A 15,127-nucleotide genomic window follows, 5' to 3' on the forward strand; every position below is an offset into this window, starting at 1 on the left:
GACCGTCAGACGCTCTCGCCGCGCATCCGCTTGGTGGCCCTGCCCAGCAGGGCCATCGCGCCGAGGCAGACCGCGACCACCACGGCGCCGATCAGCGCGGGGAGCGGGGACTTGCCCTTGATCCCCTCCACGAGCACGGTGGTGGCCAGCACCATGATGATCGAGTACAGGCTCCGGCCGACCTTGGCACCGGCCGGGATCACCCGCAGCAGCTGCGGGATCGTCGTCGCGGCGGCGATGCCCATGCCGAACGGGATGAACGCGCCGAGCACCAGGGCACCGAAGCCGAACGAGTTGCCGTACGCGCCCCATCCGGCGCCCTTGTAGAGCAGATAGCCCGCGGCGCCGAGGGACAGCAGGGCGAGTACGCCGTTGAGGTACGCGGCGAGGGTGGCGGCCTTGCGGGCGCCCGGCAGATGCGCGGCCGGGGAGCGCCAGGCGTCCGGGGTGATCAGGCGCAGCTGCTGCTTGAGGGCCCGCATCCGTGTCATGGCGAAGAGGCCGACGGCCACGGCGACCAGTCCGACGGCCGTGGCCGCGAAGCCGATCGGTGTCCGCGTGATGCCGTAGTGGGCGCCGCCGAAGGTCAGCGGGACGCCGAGGACGAAGCCGTACGCGTACGTCTTCGCCTGCTGCTGGATGCGCACCACCAGCTGTCGCTGGTCGGGGGTGAGGTTGGGGTCCAGCCGCATCTCGCCCTCGCCCAGGTGCTGTGGGGGGACCTGGGGCCGCTGCTGGTACTGAGGCGGGTACGGGACCCGCTGCGGAGGCGGGTAGGAGGGCTGCTGCCCCTGATACGGCCCCTGCGGTGGATACGGGCCTGGCTGCTGACCTGGGTACATGCGTTGTTCTCCCCCGAACCGGCGTGTTCCGGCGCGCGAGTCTGCCACAGATGGCCGAGAACCGACGAGCCCCGATCCGGATGTCAGGTTCCGGACCGGGGCTGCTCGGGGTGGACGCGTCCCGCGTCAGACGTTAATCGTCGCCGCGACCCGACGGTCGACGATCGAGCGACCCGCGGCAACCTCGTACGAACCTTTCACAAACACCCAGGCGCCGGTGCTCTCGTCCCAGACCTCGAAGGCCCGGCGCGGGAGTACGAGGACGACGTCCACGCTCTCGCCGGGGCCCGCCTCGACGCCCGCGAAGGCGGCGAGCCACCGGACCGGACGCCCGGCGTCGGCCTCGACGGGCGCCAGATAGACCTGGACGACCTCGCGTCCGGCCCGCGCACCCGAGTTGCGGACGCGGACCGTGACCGTCGTACCCGAATCGGCACCGGCACCCGAACCGGCACTGCCGTCCCCGTCGCCGAGCTCGATCGACTCGTACGTCCAGTCGGTGTAGCCGAGGCCGTGCCCGAAGGCGTACGAGGGGGTCCTGCCCTCCTTCTCCCAGGCGCGGTAGCCGATGAACACGCCCTCGGCGTAAGGTAGTTCACCGTCGGCTGGGACCACCTGGGTGACCGGGGCGGCCGTGAGGGAGCCCCAGGTGGTGGGCAGCCGGCCGCCGGGCTCGTGGGCGCCCGTGAGGACGTCGGCGAGGGCGGCGCCGCCCTCCTGGCCGGGGAACCAGCTGAGCAGTACGGCCGCGACCTCCTCGCGCCACGGCAGCTCGACCGGGGAGCCGGCGTTGACGACCACGACGGTGTTCGGGTTGGCGGCGGCGACGGCGTGCACCAACTCGTCCTGACGGCCGGGCAGCCGGAGATCCTTACGGTCGAAGCCCTCCGACTCGACGCGGTCGGTGGTGGCGACCACGACGACGGCGGTGTCGGCGGCGCGGGCGGCTTCGACGGCCTCGGCGATGAGTTCGTCGGGGTCGCGGCGCGGGTCCAGGTGGGCGAGCGCGAAGCCGACCATCCTCAGCGGCGCGCCCTCGGGGACGACGATGACGTGCCGCAGCGCCACCTCGTACGTCTCACCGGCGACGAGATCCACCTGGGCGCGCTCGACGGGGGCGCCGAAGAACGCCGCGAAGGGGTCGTCCTTCGTGCTGCGCTGGATGTCGTCGAAGTGGGTCGTGCCGTCGACCGTGAGCGTGAACGGGCCGAGGCCCTTGATGCCGAAGGTGTGGGTGCCACTCTCGCGCGGGGTGAAGGTGCCGGTCAGTTCGACGCTGTGGAGGGCGGCGTGGGTGACGCCCTCGGGGAGGTCGTCACCCATCCACTGGATCTGGCCGCCCGGGGCCGAGCCGGTGCCGATGACCGCGCCGTCGCGGTCGCGGCAGACGGCCCGCAGGGTGAACCCCCGGTCGGCGACGGCGAGTTCCTCGTTCGGGTCGGCGCCGACGGCGTACGTGAGGCTGCCCTCGGGGAGGGCGGCGGTGAGGCCGTCGAGGGGCGAGACGACCCGGGAGGGGAAGACGGTGGCGGAACCGCCGCCGAGGACGCGGGCGTCGCGGGCGGCGGCGCCGATCAGGGCGACCTTGTGCCCTTCGCCGCGCCCTTCCCCGAGCGGAAGAGCCCCTTGGTTGCGCACGAGGACGAAGGAGCGGCGGGCGATCTCGCGGGCCAGGGCCTCGCCGTCCACCGTCGCGGGCGGTTCGGTGACGACCGGCTCGGCGCCCTCCAGGATGCCGACACGGGCGGCGAGCCGCAGGACGTTGCGGACGGCCGCGTCGACCTTGGCCTCCTCGACCTCGCCCGCGCGGACGGCGGCGGAGAGCGCCTCCCCGTACACGGTCCGGGGTCCGGGCATGGCGACGTCGAGACCGCCCTCGATGGCACCGACCGTGGCGCGGGCGGCGGTCCAGTCGGAGACGTTGAAGCCGTCGAAGCCCCACTCGCCGCGCAGGATCTCGTTCACGAGGTGGTGGTGCTCGGTCATCGTGGTGCCGTTGACCGTGTTGTAGGCGGTCATGATGCCCCAGGGGTGGGCGTCTGCGACGATGGCCTCGAAGGGGGCCAGGTACAGCTCGCGCAGGGCGCGTTCGGAGAGCAGGTTGTTCACCGTGAAGCGGTCGGTCTCGGCGTCGTTGGCGACGAAGTGCTTGACGGTGGTGCCGACACCGCCCGACTGGACGCCCTGCACATAGCCGGAGCCGATCTCGCCGGTCAGGTACGGGTCCTCGCTGTACGCCTCGAAGTGGCGGCCGCCGAGCGGGGAGCGGTGCAGGTTGACGGTGGGCGCGAGGAGGACGTGGACCTGCTTGCGGCGGGCCTCCTGGGCGAGCAGGGTGCCCGCCCGGCGGGCGAGGGCCGGGTCCCACGTGGCGGCGAGCGCGGTCGGTGAGGGGAGCGCGATCGACGGGTCGTCGGCGGTCCAGTGGACACCGCGTACGCCGATCGGGCCGTCGGACATGACGAGGGACCTGAGGCCGATCTCGGGCAGTGCGGGCAGCGACCACATGTCCTGCCCGGCGAGCAGCCTCGTCTTCGCGTCCAGGTCCAGCTTGCCGAGGGCCGCCTCGACGACCGCCTCGCGGGCCTCGTCGGCCGGTGTGCGCGTTCCCGCCATCGCGGTGCCTCCTCATTGAGTCCGTGAACCCGTGAACCCGTGAGCCCGTGAATCCGCTCCGTGCGTCCATCCTGCATCCGATACCTGTAGAGCAGTAGGTTTCGTTATCTCTTCGTTATATACCATGCTTGCGCATGCCGTACGGTGACGCCATGAGCACCAGGGCCAGAAGCGCGGAGCGCCGCGCCGAGATCGTCCGGGCAGCCCTGGAGGTGATCGCCGAGCGCGGCTACCGGGGCGCGAGCATGGCGTCGGTCGCGGAACGCGTGGGGCTGACCCAGCAGGGGCTGCTGCACTACTTCCCGACGAAGGACGCGCTGCTCGTCGCGGTGCTCAAGGAGCGGGACCAGTGGGATGCCGTGCCCGACACCCAGTGGCGGGTCGACCTGCTCGCCTCACTGGTCGAGTACAACGCCATGCGGCCCGGGATCATCCAGACGTTCTCGGCGCTGCTCGGCGAGAGCGTCACCGAGGGGCACCCGGCGCGCGAGTACTTCACCGAGCGGTACGCGCGGGTGCGCGCGAGCATGGCGGCGGTGCTGCGCGCCGAGTACGGGGAGCGGCTGCCGAACGGGCTCACGCCCGAGCGCACCGCTCCGCTGCTGGTGGCGGTGATGGACGGCCTCCAGTTCCAGTGGCTCCTGGACCCGGAGTCGGTGGACATGCCGGGCGCGTTCCGGGACTTCCTCGCGCTGCTCGGCGAGGTCTGAACCCGACCACCACCGCCCCTGCCACCGCCTGCGCCCCTGTCCGCGCTACTGGTGCCAGATCACGGCCAGCGTCTTGCTCACCGCGCACACGGCGGCGAAGGCGATCGCCCACCCGTAGGCCCCGGCGAAGGCCAGCGCGGCCACGCCGGCCCCGAACCAGAGCAGTTCGAAACCGACGCGGACCGCGCCGCGCGTCTTGTACGACGCCTTCTGCGAGCCGAACAGCGCCCACAGCGTGATGAGTACGGCCGGGGCGCCCAGACCGAGGAGCCAGGTCAGTGGCGTCGCCGCGGCGCGGGTGAACCCCCAGTACCCGACGGCCGCGAGGGCGCCGAGTTCGATGAGGAAGAGGACGCCCAGGTTCGCTGCCTTCATGGGCGGCAGTATCACCCGGAAGGGATCACTCCGGCCCGTGTGTGTCACGCGGGACCGGTACGGCGGCCACGACCTCGATCTCTATCAGGGCCTCCGGCTTGAAGAGGCGGGAGACCTCGAAGGTCATGCTGGTGGGCGGGGCACCGGTGAGGTACTGGGCGCGTACGGCACCGTAGGCCGGGAGTTGGGTGATGTCCGTCAGATACGTCCGGATGTTGATGATGTCCGACAGGCCCGCCCCGTGCGCCCCCAGCAGCGCGTCGATGGCCTCGAAGACCCCGCGGCTCTGTTCGGTGAGGTCGGCGCCGTCCGCGACCTGTCCGGAGAGGTACAACAGGGCTCCCGCGCCCGGCAGTTCGACCCGGGCGACCTGGGAGTAGTAGCCGTTGGCGGGCCCCGGCGCCGAGGGCGGGTTGTCCAGCGTGATCTGCATGGGAGGCCCTCTCAGGCGGAGCGGCGGATGTGTTCGACGGCCTTCGCGATGTCCGCGCCGGCGACGGCGGGATCGGCCGCGGCGCGCTTGTAGTGCTCCAACACCGCGTCGAGTACGGGGAGTTCGGCGACCTTCGTGGCGAGCGCGACGTCCTTGGCGGCGAGCGCGGTGGCGAAGTGCACGTCCTCGGCGAAGGCGCGGCCGACGGCGCCGCCGAGCGGGCCGTTCGCGAGCGCGGCGCGCGCCACTTTCTCGCCGATGCCGAGCTTGTCCGCGAGAGCCATGGCCTCGGCGACGAGGGCGACCCCGCCGAGCACGGCCGTGTTGACGACGAGTTTGAGCGCGGCGCCAGAGCCCAGCGGGCCGGTCCGGGTGACGGTGCCGAGATGGACGAGCACGTGCCCGACGCCCGTCAGCTCGCCGCCCGCGAGGATGCCGAGCTGCCCGGCGGCCGCCTTGTCGGTGCTGCCCGCCACGGGCGCGTCGACGAACGTCACGCCCTCGCCGAGCCGGGCGGCGAGTTCCTTGACCACGTCGGGCCCGACGGTCGACATCTCCACCCAGGTGGTACCCGGGCGCAGTTCCGGCACGATGGCGTCCGCGACCGCGTCGAGCGCGGCCGGGTTGGCGAGCATGGTGATCACCACGTCCGCGTCCCGCACGGCCTCGGCCGGGGACGCGGCGAGGGTGGCGCCCTCCCTGACCAGCGGCTCGGCCTTCTCGGCGGTGCGGTTCCAGACGGTCGTCGGGAATCCCGCGGCGACAAGTCGGTGCGCCATCGCGGCGCCCATGTGCCCGAGCCCGAGGAATGCGATCTTTTCCATGCCCTCGACGCTAGGCGGGCCCACGTGATGCGACAAGCGAATGTCTAGCATGGCTCTCATGCTCAACCCGCATGCCGTACCCGACCTCTCCAGCACCTGGCTGCGGGTCTTCCTGGAGGTCGCCCGGCACGGTTCGTTCACGGTGGCCGCACGGACCCTCGGCTGGACACAGTCCGCGGTGTCCCGGCAGATCGCCTCGCTGGAGTCGGCGCTCGGCGGAGCCCCGCTCTTCGACCGGCTGCCCCGGGGCGTACGGCTGACCGAGGCCGGGCGGGTCCTCGTGCCGCACGCCGAGGCGGTGGTCGAGCGGCTGCACGGCGCGAACCGCGAACTGGCCGCGCTGCGGCGGGCCGCGGGCGGCCGGCTGCGCTTCGGCGCGTTCGCCACGGCCGACGCCGCGCTCGTACCGCGCGCCATCGCCGCGTTCCGCGTGCGCCATCCGGGGGTGCGGCTCACTCGCGAGGAGGGCCTGACGCCCGTGCTCCTGGAGCGGCTCTCCGCGGGCGGCCTCGACCTGGCGATCGTCTCCACGACGGGCCGCGCCCCGCTGGACCCGTACACCCTGCACCACCTCCTCGACGAGTCCCTGTACGTCGCCGTCCCCGCCGACCATCCGCTCGCCGCCGAGCCCTCCGTGCGCCTCCCCCAACTCGCCGACGCCGACTGGATATCCGGCTCCGCCCGCCCCGAGGGCACCCTGCTGGACGCGGCCCTGCGGCACGGCTTCCGCCCGCGCGTCGCGCATGTCGTGGCCGAGTGGACGGCCAAGCAGGGGTACGTCGCCGCCGGGCTCGGGGTGACCCTGGTCCCGGCGCTCGCCGCCGAGTCCGTACGCCCGGACATCGCGCTGCTCGCGGTGCGCGACGAGGAGGCGCCCGCACGGGCGGTGTACGCGGCGACGGTGCGGGGCCGGTCACTGGGACCGGCGGCGCGGGCGTTCCTGGGGGCACTGCGGGAGGCCGCGACCCACCTGCCCACCTGAGCCACCCGCCGCCCGCGCCACCCCGGCCGCTTCGGCTGCCGGTGCCCCGCCTCATGGCGTACGTCCCCTCCGTCACGCGATACTGCGGCCGTCCGGCAGCACCCCACGGCGACGGAAGGCATGAACTCCCTTGACCTACATACGTGTTCGGCTCGGAGCAGGCGTACTCGGACTGGCTCTGGTGGGCGGCCTGGCCGCGGGGCCCACCGCGTCGGCGGCAGCGGCGGCCCCCGTCACCGTCGAGGAACAGCGCCTCGACCAGGCCGCCCCTCAGGAGATCCTGCGGCGCTCCGGATTCGACACGGTGGCCCCCGGGTTCGCGCGGGCGCTGGAGCGGGCGGGCTCGTTCGGGCAGGCCGAGCGTGTCGTCGTACGGCAGGGGGCGCGGCTGTGGCAGCGGGCCGTCGACCGGGCGCAGGGGCGGGGCCCGGCGGGCGGCGACCTGAGCCGGGACGACGACCGTCCCCTGTACTGGGCGCGGTTGGGCATGACGCGCGAAGTGCGGCAGTGGGAGCCGGAGTTCGGTCTCACGGACACGCAACGTGCCAGTCTACTGGCCGAGTTGGAGGAGAACTCACGCGGCGAGAACACCATCCGCTATCCGCGCGCCAAGGACGTGAAGCGGATCCTGCTCACCGGGTTCGACCCGTTCACGCTGGACCGTGACGTCCGGATCTCCAACCCGTCCGGGGCCACCGCCCTCGCCCTGGACGGCACGACGATCCAGACCACGGACGGCCCGGCGCGCATCGAGACCGCCGTGTTCCCGGTCCGCTGGCAGGACTTCGCCGGAGGCACGGTGGAGCGGACGCTGCGCCGCCAGCTCCCGCGCGTGGATCTGTTCACCACGGTGAGCCAGGGCCGCGTCGGCCGATTCGACGTGGAGCGGACCAACGGGGCCTGGCGGGGCGGCTTCCCGGACAACGAGAACGTCTCCCGCACCGAGACGATCCCCGTCACCGACCCGGCCTCGCAGCCGCAATGGACGTCGACGACGCTCCCGTACGCGCGGATCGTAGCCGCGGCCACGGGCCGCTTCCCCGTGTACGACCACACCTCGGTGACCGAGATCCCGGCGGGCGGCACCGATCCGGTCGTACGCCCCGACGGGCCGACCCCGGGTTCGACGGCGCGCGCCGGGGGCGGCGGGGACTACCTCTCCAACGAGATCGCCTACCGCGCGACGCTGCTGCGCGACCGCCTCGGTCTGCACGACAGCCTGCCCGGCGGGCATGTCCACACGCCCGTACTGCAGTTCGGCACGGGCAACACGGACCCGGCGACGGGGGCGGTCACGGACCCCGAGTTCGTTCAGAACCGGCTGGACATCATCGCCCAGGTGCGGGCGATCGTGACGGTGGCCGTCGGGGCGACGGGGCGATAGCGGCGAGGGCCGTGATGACGGCCACGGTGAGGATCTCGGTCACACGGCGGCGCGTTGTTCGTGGTCGCCGTGGTTGTCGTGGTCGTCGTCCGGCTCGTCCGTTTCCTCGTCCAGCAGGTCGCGGGCCATCAGTGTGGCGCCCGCGACCGCGCCCGGCATCAGGAAGACGGCGACAAACGGGACCAGGAAGGCGAGGCCCAGCGGGGTGCCGAAGCCCCAGACCAGCGTCTTGCGGGAGCGGAGCAGGGTGAGGCGGTCGCGGAGGCCGACGCCCCGGCGCTGGAGGGCGACCGCGGTCAGTTCCTCCGTGAGGAAGAAGCCGGTGACGAAGAAGCCGATCACGGGGACGGCGGTCTGGCCGATGAACGGGAGGAAGCCGAGGGCGAAGAGGAGGACGCCCCAGACGGCGGCCCGCACGAGGATGCGGAGGCTGTCTCGCGCGGAGATCCACAGCTCGCGCCAGAGCGGGAGGCCGGACTCCGGGGCCGTGCCGTCCGGGGAGACGTCCCTGTCGACCTTCTCCGAGAGGGACTCGTAGAAGGGCTGGCCGACGAGGAGGGTGACGGCGGTGAAGGTGAGGACGGCGAGGAGGAGGGCGAGGGCGAAGAGTACGGCGGTGAGGAAGCCGCGGAAGAGGCCCAGCCAGGGGCTGGACCAGTCGTCGGCGAAGGGGGTGGACCAGGTGACGAAGTCCTCGCCGTACAGGGCGAGGGTGACGAGCGCTGCCGCGTACAGCACGAGGGTGATCAGGCCCGGTAGCAGTCCGAACCCGTACTGCTTTCCGTGCCGTGCCACCCATCGCTGGCCCTGTATGAGGTAACCGAACCCCGCCCCGAGATCACGCATGGCCAGAACTTTACCGGGACTCGCCCCCGCCGCCCCTACCCAACCCATCCCCAGGGGCTCCGCCCCTTCCACCCCGCCGGGGCCACGCCCCGGACCCCCATCGGCCTGAACGGCCTCGTCCTCAATCGCCGGACGGGCTGAGTGACACGGGCCGGGGTGGGGTGGGTGGACGCAGGGTGGGCGGGGCACGGCCTCCGGCCTCGCCCTCAAACGCCGGACGGGCTGAATGGCGCGGGACGGGGCGGGTGGGGTGCAGCCTCCGACATCGGCCTCGAACGCCGAACGGGCTGGATGGCGCAGGGTGGGGTGGGGTGTGTGGCATCGGCCTCGAACGCCGGACGCCCCGAGGCTTTCAGGGGCGCGAGGAACTGCGCGACCAGCCCCCACCAGCCCGCAGCCGAACGACACGGGGCGCAGCCCCGTCTCAGGGGCGCGGGGAACTGCGCGACCAGCCCCCACCGGGCCGCAGCCGAACAAATCCGGACAGCCGGACGACACGGGCCGCAGCCCCGCTTCAGGGGCGCGAGGAACTGCGCGACCAGCCCCCACCAACCCGCAGCCGAACGAGTCTGGGCGGGGGATGTGGGGGCGCGGCCCCCGCCGCCATCGGTCCGCGGGTGAGGGCGGGAGGCCGAGGCGTGGCTAGGGCGGAGTCACCGCCACCACAAGCCCCCGCTCCGCCGCAGGCGACACCGCCGCGGACACCCGTACCGCCACCGCCCGAGCCACCCGCCCCGTCCGTGACGCCGACGCCAGGAGCAGGGGCTGTAGGTGTTCGAGGCCGGAGACAAGGAACTCCTCGCCGGCGATCAGCACCGGCCGGACCGCGTCCGTCGTGGCCGCCGCCGCCTCCGTGAGGTCGGCGAGCGGCGGCAGCACGGCCCGCACCACCCCCACCCCCGCCGCAGCCGCCCGCTCGGCCAGCGCCACCTGAAGCGGCAGCAACGGAGCCAGCGCCGACGTCAACGCGTCGGCGATACGCCGGAGTTCGGGCGACGAGTCACGCAACACGTCCGCCGCCGCCCGTATCACCGGCGTCAAAGCGAGCAACGCCCCCGCCGCCACCCCGGCCACCGCAGGCAGCAACGGCGACCCCGCCTCCAGCAAGTCCCCCAACGCGTCCGCCGCCTCCTGCACCGCAGGCTCCACCGCGTCGAGGATCGGCAGCAGACTGTCCCCCAGCGCGGCCAGCAACGCCTGCGCGGGCCGGCTCACGGGATGCACGGCGAGCGGCGCCCCGGTCGTCCCGAGCCGCGTCAGCGTGTCCACGATCCGGTAGAACGCCTCCTGCGCCTGCGGAGACGCACTCGCCTCCGCGAGCTCCGCCGTCGTCTCCCGGAGCACACGCAGCGCCTCCGCACCCGACCCGTCCCGGGGGTCGAAGGTGTTGAGGGCGATTCTGGTGATGTTCCCGGCCGTGTCGAGGAGTTGGCCGGTGATGTCGGTCGTGCTGCGCGCCATACGCAGCACGTCATCCCTGCTGGGGATGCTGGGGAGCGACGGAATCGGGGACATGAGCCCTCCTCGCCACGCACGGCACCTCGCCACATGGACCGTCCGCTGGCCCCCTACGGCGTCTTATGGCCTCAGCATGCCCCCTTCGGCCCGTCGGCGATGCCCCATCCGTGGCATCCACGGCGTTCAGGGGGGCCACCGTGGCACCCAGGCACTCTTGTTGAGGAAGAGTCGAACAGGTACACCTCGCCCTACCGACCCGTGCCCTACCGACCCGTACCGATCTCAGGCCCCCCACTGGAGGTACGACGCGTGCGCCTACCGAGACCCGTCCTGATCGCCACTGTCCTCACCGCCGCGACCGGATCGCTTCTCCTCGCCCCGCACAGCGCCACCGCGGACCGCGAACCCCCTGTCCGTGAAGGGGCGGGCCGTGAAGGGACGGACCAGCCCACGGGTGCCGCCAGGGCCCCGGCGAACGCCGCCCGCAACGCCCTCACCAGCCCCGTCACCGACCTGTCCGACGCCGGCCTCGCCGCCCCCCGCCGTGGCTATCCGCGTGAGCAGGTCCTCTCCCCCGACCCGGAGAACCCGGCGGACAAGTCCATCAAGCTGGGCCTCACCCCGTACCACGCCATCGCCCCGAAGCTGAACGCCCTCCAACGGCTCGGCGACCGTGTCAGCGTGGAGGTCGCGGGCCGCTCGGCCGGCGGTCACCGGCTCTATCTGGTCACCGTCACCGCCCCGGAGTCCGCGTCCGAGTCCCTCGGCCAGGAGCGGATGCGCGAGCTGATCGAGAACGCGCCACAGGCGGCGGCGAAGGACCCGGCCCTCAAGGCGTCGTACAAGACGCCGGTCTTCTTCGACAACAACATCCACGGCAACGAGTGGGAGGGCACCGACGCCTCCCTCGCGCTCATCGAGCGGCTCGCGAGCGCGAAGGACGCGCAGACGGCCGACCTCCTCGCCCACAGCCGCCTCTACTTCAACATCACGGCGAACCCGGACGGCCGGATCGCGGGCACCCGCGCCAACGCCAACGGCTTCGATCTGAACCGGGACTTCATCACCGCCTCGCAGCCCGAGACGCGCGCGATCCGCCAGATCGCCATCGACAAGCAGCCGGCCGTGATGCTCGACCTGCACGGGTACGTCAACGGCACCCTGATCGAGCCGACGACCCCGCCGCACGGCGAGAACTACGAGTACGACCTCTTCCTCAAGAACACCTACGCCAACGCCCTCGGCATGGAGGCCGCCGTCAACGGCCTCGGCCACACCCCCGCGAAGGACGGTGTCGAGCCCGCCCAGATCCCCTTCCGCGACCAGCAGGAGGGCTGGGACGACTGGCCGCCGATCTTCACGCCCCAGTACCAGGCGTTCCACGGTGCGGTCGCCGCGCACACGGTGGAGATCCCGCTGACGGTGAACAACTCGGAGTACGACACCCTGCCCGTGGCCGAACTCCGGCGCAGGTCCGCCATCAACGTGGACGTGGCCGGCGCGGCCATGCGCGCGACCCTCGCCTACGCCCGGACCCACCGCGCCTCGATCATCGCCGACCAGATCGAGGTCTTCCGGCGCGGCGCGACGGGCGCGGCCCAGGTGCCGGTCTCGGCGGAAACCGTGCCGGGGGTGCCGGGCATCGGTCCCGAGGACGTCTACACGACCGACTTCCCGCGTGCCTACGTGATCCCGGCGGGCGGCGCCCAGCGTTCGGCGACGGCCGCCGCCCGCCTCGTCGACCATCTCCTCGCCCATGACATCCGCGTCACGCGCGCGACCCGCGACTTCCGGCTGGCCGGACGGTCGTACGCGAAGGGCTCGTACGTCGTCGATCTGCACCAGCCCAAACGCGGGCTGGCCAATGTGATGCTGGCCGACGGGCGGGACATCAGTGCCAAGGTGTCGGTGATGTACGACATCTCGGGCTGGAGTCTGGGGCGGTTGTGGGGTGCGACGGTCGTGCCCGTACGGAGCGGGGGGCTGTCGGCCGTGGCCGCCCGCCGGGTCGAAGCCGCCGCGCGGGTCGGGTACGTCGCCCCGCGTGGCGATCTGCAGCTGCGTCTCGACACCCCGCAGGAGATCGCCGCCCTCAACTCCCTTCTCCAACAGGGGGTTCCGGTACGGCAGCGCGCGGACGGCAGTGCCGTCGTGCCGGGATCGGCGCGGGCGCGGGCCGCCGCTCTCGCCCGTACGTACGACGTGGCCTTCGACGCGACCGGACAGACCAGGACGACCGAAGGCAGCCCGGGAACACCCCTGCACCGCGTCCGCGTCGCCGCGGCCGTCACGCCGGGTGAGCTCTTCGCGCTGCGGGAGATGAACTTCGACGTGGTGCCGGTGTCGACGGCCGTCCTGAACGCGGGCTTCGACTGGTCCGCGGTGGACGTGCTGTTCGTGTCGTCGGGGCTCGACCACGCCCAGGTGAACGCGAGCGCGCGGACGGCGCTGGACGCCTTCCTCCACACCCACGGTCTCGTCGGCCGCGGAGCCGTCGGAGCCGCGCTCAACTCGGCGGCCGGGCTGCTGGCGGTGCGGCCGGTGGAGGGCAACGGTGACGCCAACGGTGTCGTGCGGGTGGTGAATGCGGGCGGACCGCTCACCGCGAACGCGCCCGACCACGGCTTCGTCTACGCGCCCGTCTGGTTCACCGATCTCGGCCCCGGGGTGCGTGTCGAGCAGGCGTACGCGCCGGGCGATCCGCTCGTCTCCGGGCACTGGCGCCCGCTGGCCGACGGGACGGGAGGGCCTACGGCCGCCGGCGGCCGGGCCGCTGTCGTCAGCGGTCCGCATGCCGTGCTCTTCGGCACGGAGCCGCTCTTCCGTGACCATCCGAAGGGGGAGTTCCCGCAGGTGGGAAGGGCGCTGCTGACCGTCTCGTAGGACGCTGCCGTCCGTCTGACACGACAGGGCGGAGGCCGCACCCCACGTCCTAGGGTGCGGCCTCCGCCGTGTACAACGAGCGTCGTCAGACGAGCGTCACGGTGATGTTGCCGCGGGTCGCCTTCGAGTAGGGGCAGACCTGGTGCGCCTTCTCGAGGAGGTCCCGTGCGGTGGCCCCGTCGACGTTCGGGATCGTCGCGGAGATCTCCACGATGATCCCGAACCCGTCCTCGTTCTTGCCGATGCCGACCTTCGCGGTGACGGTCGAGCCGGAGACGTCGGCGTTCTCCTGGCGGGCGACGACGCCGAGGGCGCCCTGGAAGCAGGCGCTGTACCCGGCGGCGAAGAGCTGCTCCGGATTGGTCCCGGCGCCGCTGCCGCCCAACTCCTTGGGCGGGTTCACGACGACGTCGAGCCTGCCGTCGTCGGTGGCGACCCGGCCGTCGCGACCGTTCTCGGCGGTGGCGACGGCGGTGTAGAGGACATCGGTCTGCTGGATGGACATACGGTGCGTTCCTCCTTGGTCCGCCGCGACTCGCGCCCACGATCGCAACGGTTTCGGAAAGAAGTTACCGTATGCCGGAAGTCCAGCGACAGCCTCTCGGGAGAGCCGGAGGGCCCGGGGACCGGAGGACCGGAGAGGGTCAGAGCTTGACGATCATCTTGCCGACGTTGTCGCCGCGCAGGACGCCGAAGAACGCCTCCACGTTGTTCTCGATGCCCTCGACGACCGTCTCGCTGTACTTGAGCTCGCCCGAGCGGACCCAGGCGCCGACCTCCTGCACGAACTGCGCCTGCAGGTCGTAGTGGTCGCCGACCAGGAAGCCCTCGATGCGGCCGCGGGTCTGGATGAGGCGGGCGAGGTTCTTCGGGCCGGGGACGGGCTCGGTGCTGTTGTAGACGGAGATCATGCCGCAGACGGCGATGCGGCCGTCCCGGTTGAGGGAGCCGATGGCCGCCTCCAGGTGGTCGCCGCCCACGTTGTCGAAGTAGACGTCGACGCCGTCGGGGGCGGCGGCGCGCAGCTGCTCGCTGACCGGGCCGTTCTTGTAGTTGAAGGCGGCGTCGAAGCCGTACTCCTCGACGAGCAGCTTGACCTTCTCGTCGGAGCCGGCCGAGCCGATGACGCGCGAGGCGCCCTTGAGCTTGGCGATCTGCCCGACCTGGCTGCCGACCGCGCCGGCGGCGCCGGAGACGAAGACGGAGTCGCCCTCCTTGAAGGAGGCGGTGCTCAGGAGGCCCGCGTAGGCGGTGAGACCGGTCATGCCGAGGGCGCCGAGGTACGTCGACAGCGGCGCGGCCTGCGGGTCCACCTTGACGGCCTGCTTGGCGTCCACGACGGCGAATTCGCGCCAGCCGAAGAAGTGCAGGACGTGGTCGCCGACCGCGATGCCCTCGGCGTTGGAGGCGATGACCTCACCGACCGCGCCGCCCTGCATGACCTTGCCCAGCTCGAAGGGGGCGACGTAGGACTTGGCGGCGCTCATGCGGCCACGCATGTACGGGTCGACGGACACGTACGCGTTCCGCACGAGGACCTGGCCCTCCCCCGGCTGCGGGACCTCGGCCTCGACCAGGGCGAAGTCCTCGGGCTTCGGCCAGCCGACCGGGCGGCTGACCAGGTGCCATTCGCGATTGACGGCGGGGAGCTGGGTCTCGGTCATGAGGGGGTGCCTTTCCTACGTGCATGCACGGGTACGTGCGACTACGGCTCTAATACTTCAGTACCTGAAACAACCATGCTCCTCAATATTTCATGATGTCAAGTAACGCG

General features: G+C 72.2%; 13 protein-coding genes. 4 read left to right on the forward strand and 9 right to left on the reverse strand.

Annotation, left to right across the window (positions count from 1 at the left end; all coding sequences use genetic code 11):
- Positions 1 to 5 precede the first annotated feature (5 nt).
- Both ACZ7M2_RS03780 and ACZ7M2_RS03785 read right to left on the reverse strand, forming a co-directional pair.
- A complete protein-coding gene (locus ACZ7M2_RS03780; protein WP_471593986.1) occupies positions 6 to 842 on the reverse strand; it encodes a hypothetical protein in 837 nt (278 codons plus the stop codon).
- Positions 843 to 968: 126 nt separating this feature from the next.
- Entirely contained in the window at positions 969 to 3,458 is a 2,490-nt protein-coding gene (locus tag ACZ7M2_RS03785) for a glycoside hydrolase family 3 protein (protein WP_471593987.1), read from the reverse strand.
- A 134-nt stretch (positions 3,459 to 3,592) separates the two neighbouring features.
- On the opposite strand from ACZ7M2_RS03785, the gene ACZ7M2_RS03790 reads away from it, so the two are divergent.
- Positions 3,593 to 4,168: a TetR/AcrR family transcriptional regulator gene (locus ACZ7M2_RS03790; RefSeq protein WP_471593988.1), complete on the forward strand. Its 576-nt coding sequence runs from the start codon at positions 3,593 to 3,595 to the stop codon at positions 4,166 to 4,168.
- Positions 4,169 to 4,213: 45 nt separating this feature from the next.
- On the opposite strand, the gene ACZ7M2_RS03795 is transcribed toward ACZ7M2_RS03790, so the two are convergent.
- The 3 genes from ACZ7M2_RS03795 to ACZ7M2_RS03805 are packed head-to-tail and all read right to left on the reverse strand — an operon-like array spanning position 4,214 to position 5,800.
- Positions 4,214 to 4,543: a YrdB family protein gene (locus ACZ7M2_RS03795; RefSeq protein WP_075026875.1), complete on the reverse strand. Its 330-nt coding sequence runs from the start codon at positions 4,541 to 4,543 to the stop codon at positions 4,214 to 4,216.
- A 25-nt stretch (positions 4,544 to 4,568) separates the two neighbouring features.
- Complete coding sequence (locus ACZ7M2_RS03800; protein WP_471593989.1) at positions 4,569 to 4,976, reverse strand: RidA family protein; 408 nt, start codon at positions 4,974 to 4,976, stop codon at positions 4,569 to 4,571.
- 11 nt (positions 4,977 to 4,987) lie between these two features.
- Positions 4,988 to 5,800, reverse strand: coding sequence for an NAD(P)-dependent oxidoreductase (locus ACZ7M2_RS03805; protein ID WP_471593990.1), 813 nt, complete (start codon positions 5,798 to 5,800; stop codon positions 4,988 to 4,990).
- Between the two features lie 49 nt (positions 5,801 to 5,849).
- On the opposite strand from ACZ7M2_RS03805, the gene ACZ7M2_RS03810 reads away from it, so the two are divergent.
- Together ACZ7M2_RS03810 and ACZ7M2_RS03815 are read left to right on the forward strand one after the other, a co-directional pair.
- Entirely contained in the window at positions 5,850 to 6,782 is a 933-nt protein-coding gene (locus ACZ7M2_RS03810) for a LysR family transcriptional regulator (protein WP_471593991.1), read from the forward strand.
- A gap of 130 nt (positions 6,783 to 6,912) precedes the next feature.
- Positions 6,913 to 8,166, forward strand: a complete 1,254-nt coding sequence (locus ACZ7M2_RS03815; protein WP_471593992.1) for a pyroglutamyl-peptidase I — start codon at positions 6,913 to 6,915, stop codon at positions 8,164 to 8,166.
- A gap of 39 nt (positions 8,167 to 8,205) precedes the next feature.
- Here the strand turns inward: ACZ7M2_RS03815 and ACZ7M2_RS03820 are convergent, their stop codons facing one another.
- The gene (locus tag ACZ7M2_RS03820) at positions 8,206 to 9,012 is read right to left on the reverse strand and encodes an EI24 domain-containing protein (RefSeq protein WP_471593993.1); all 807 of its coding nucleotides are present in this window, start codon (positions 9,010 to 9,012) and stop codon (positions 8,206 to 8,208) included.
- Positions 9,013 to 9,654: 642 nt separating this feature from the next.
- Positions 9,655 to 10,527 carry a hypothetical protein gene (locus tag ACZ7M2_RS03825; RefSeq protein ID WP_352045740.1) on the reverse strand — a complete coding sequence of 291 codons (873 nt, stop codon included), beginning with the start codon at positions 10,525 to 10,527 and terminating at the stop codon, positions 9,655 to 9,657.
- Between the two features lie 252 nt (positions 10,528 to 10,779).
- On the opposite strand from ACZ7M2_RS03825, the gene ACZ7M2_RS03830 reads away from it, so the two are divergent.
- The gene (locus tag ACZ7M2_RS03830) at positions 10,780 to 13,353 is read left to right on the forward strand and encodes a M14 family zinc carboxypeptidase (RefSeq protein WP_471593994.1); all 2,574 of its coding nucleotides are present in this window, start codon (positions 10,780 to 10,782) and stop codon (positions 13,351 to 13,353) included.
- Positions 13,354 to 13,438: 85 nt separating this feature from the next.
- On the opposite strand, the gene ACZ7M2_RS03835 is transcribed toward ACZ7M2_RS03830, so the two are convergent.
- Both ACZ7M2_RS03835 and ACZ7M2_RS03840 read right to left on the reverse strand, forming a co-directional pair.
- Positions 13,439 to 13,858, reverse strand: coding sequence for an organic hydroperoxide resistance protein (locus tag ACZ7M2_RS03835; protein WP_471593995.1), 420 nt, complete (start codon positions 13,856 to 13,858; stop codon positions 13,439 to 13,441).
- Between the two features lie 139 nt (positions 13,859 to 13,997).
- Positions 13,998 to 15,017: an NADP-dependent oxidoreductase gene (locus ACZ7M2_RS03840; protein WP_471593996.1), complete on the reverse strand. Its 1,020-nt coding sequence runs from the start codon at positions 15,015 to 15,017 to the stop codon at positions 13,998 to 14,000.
- Positions 15,018 to 15,127: the final 110 nt, after the last annotated feature.

It is taken from the genome of Streptomyces sp. NPDC111507, assembly GCF_055638955.1.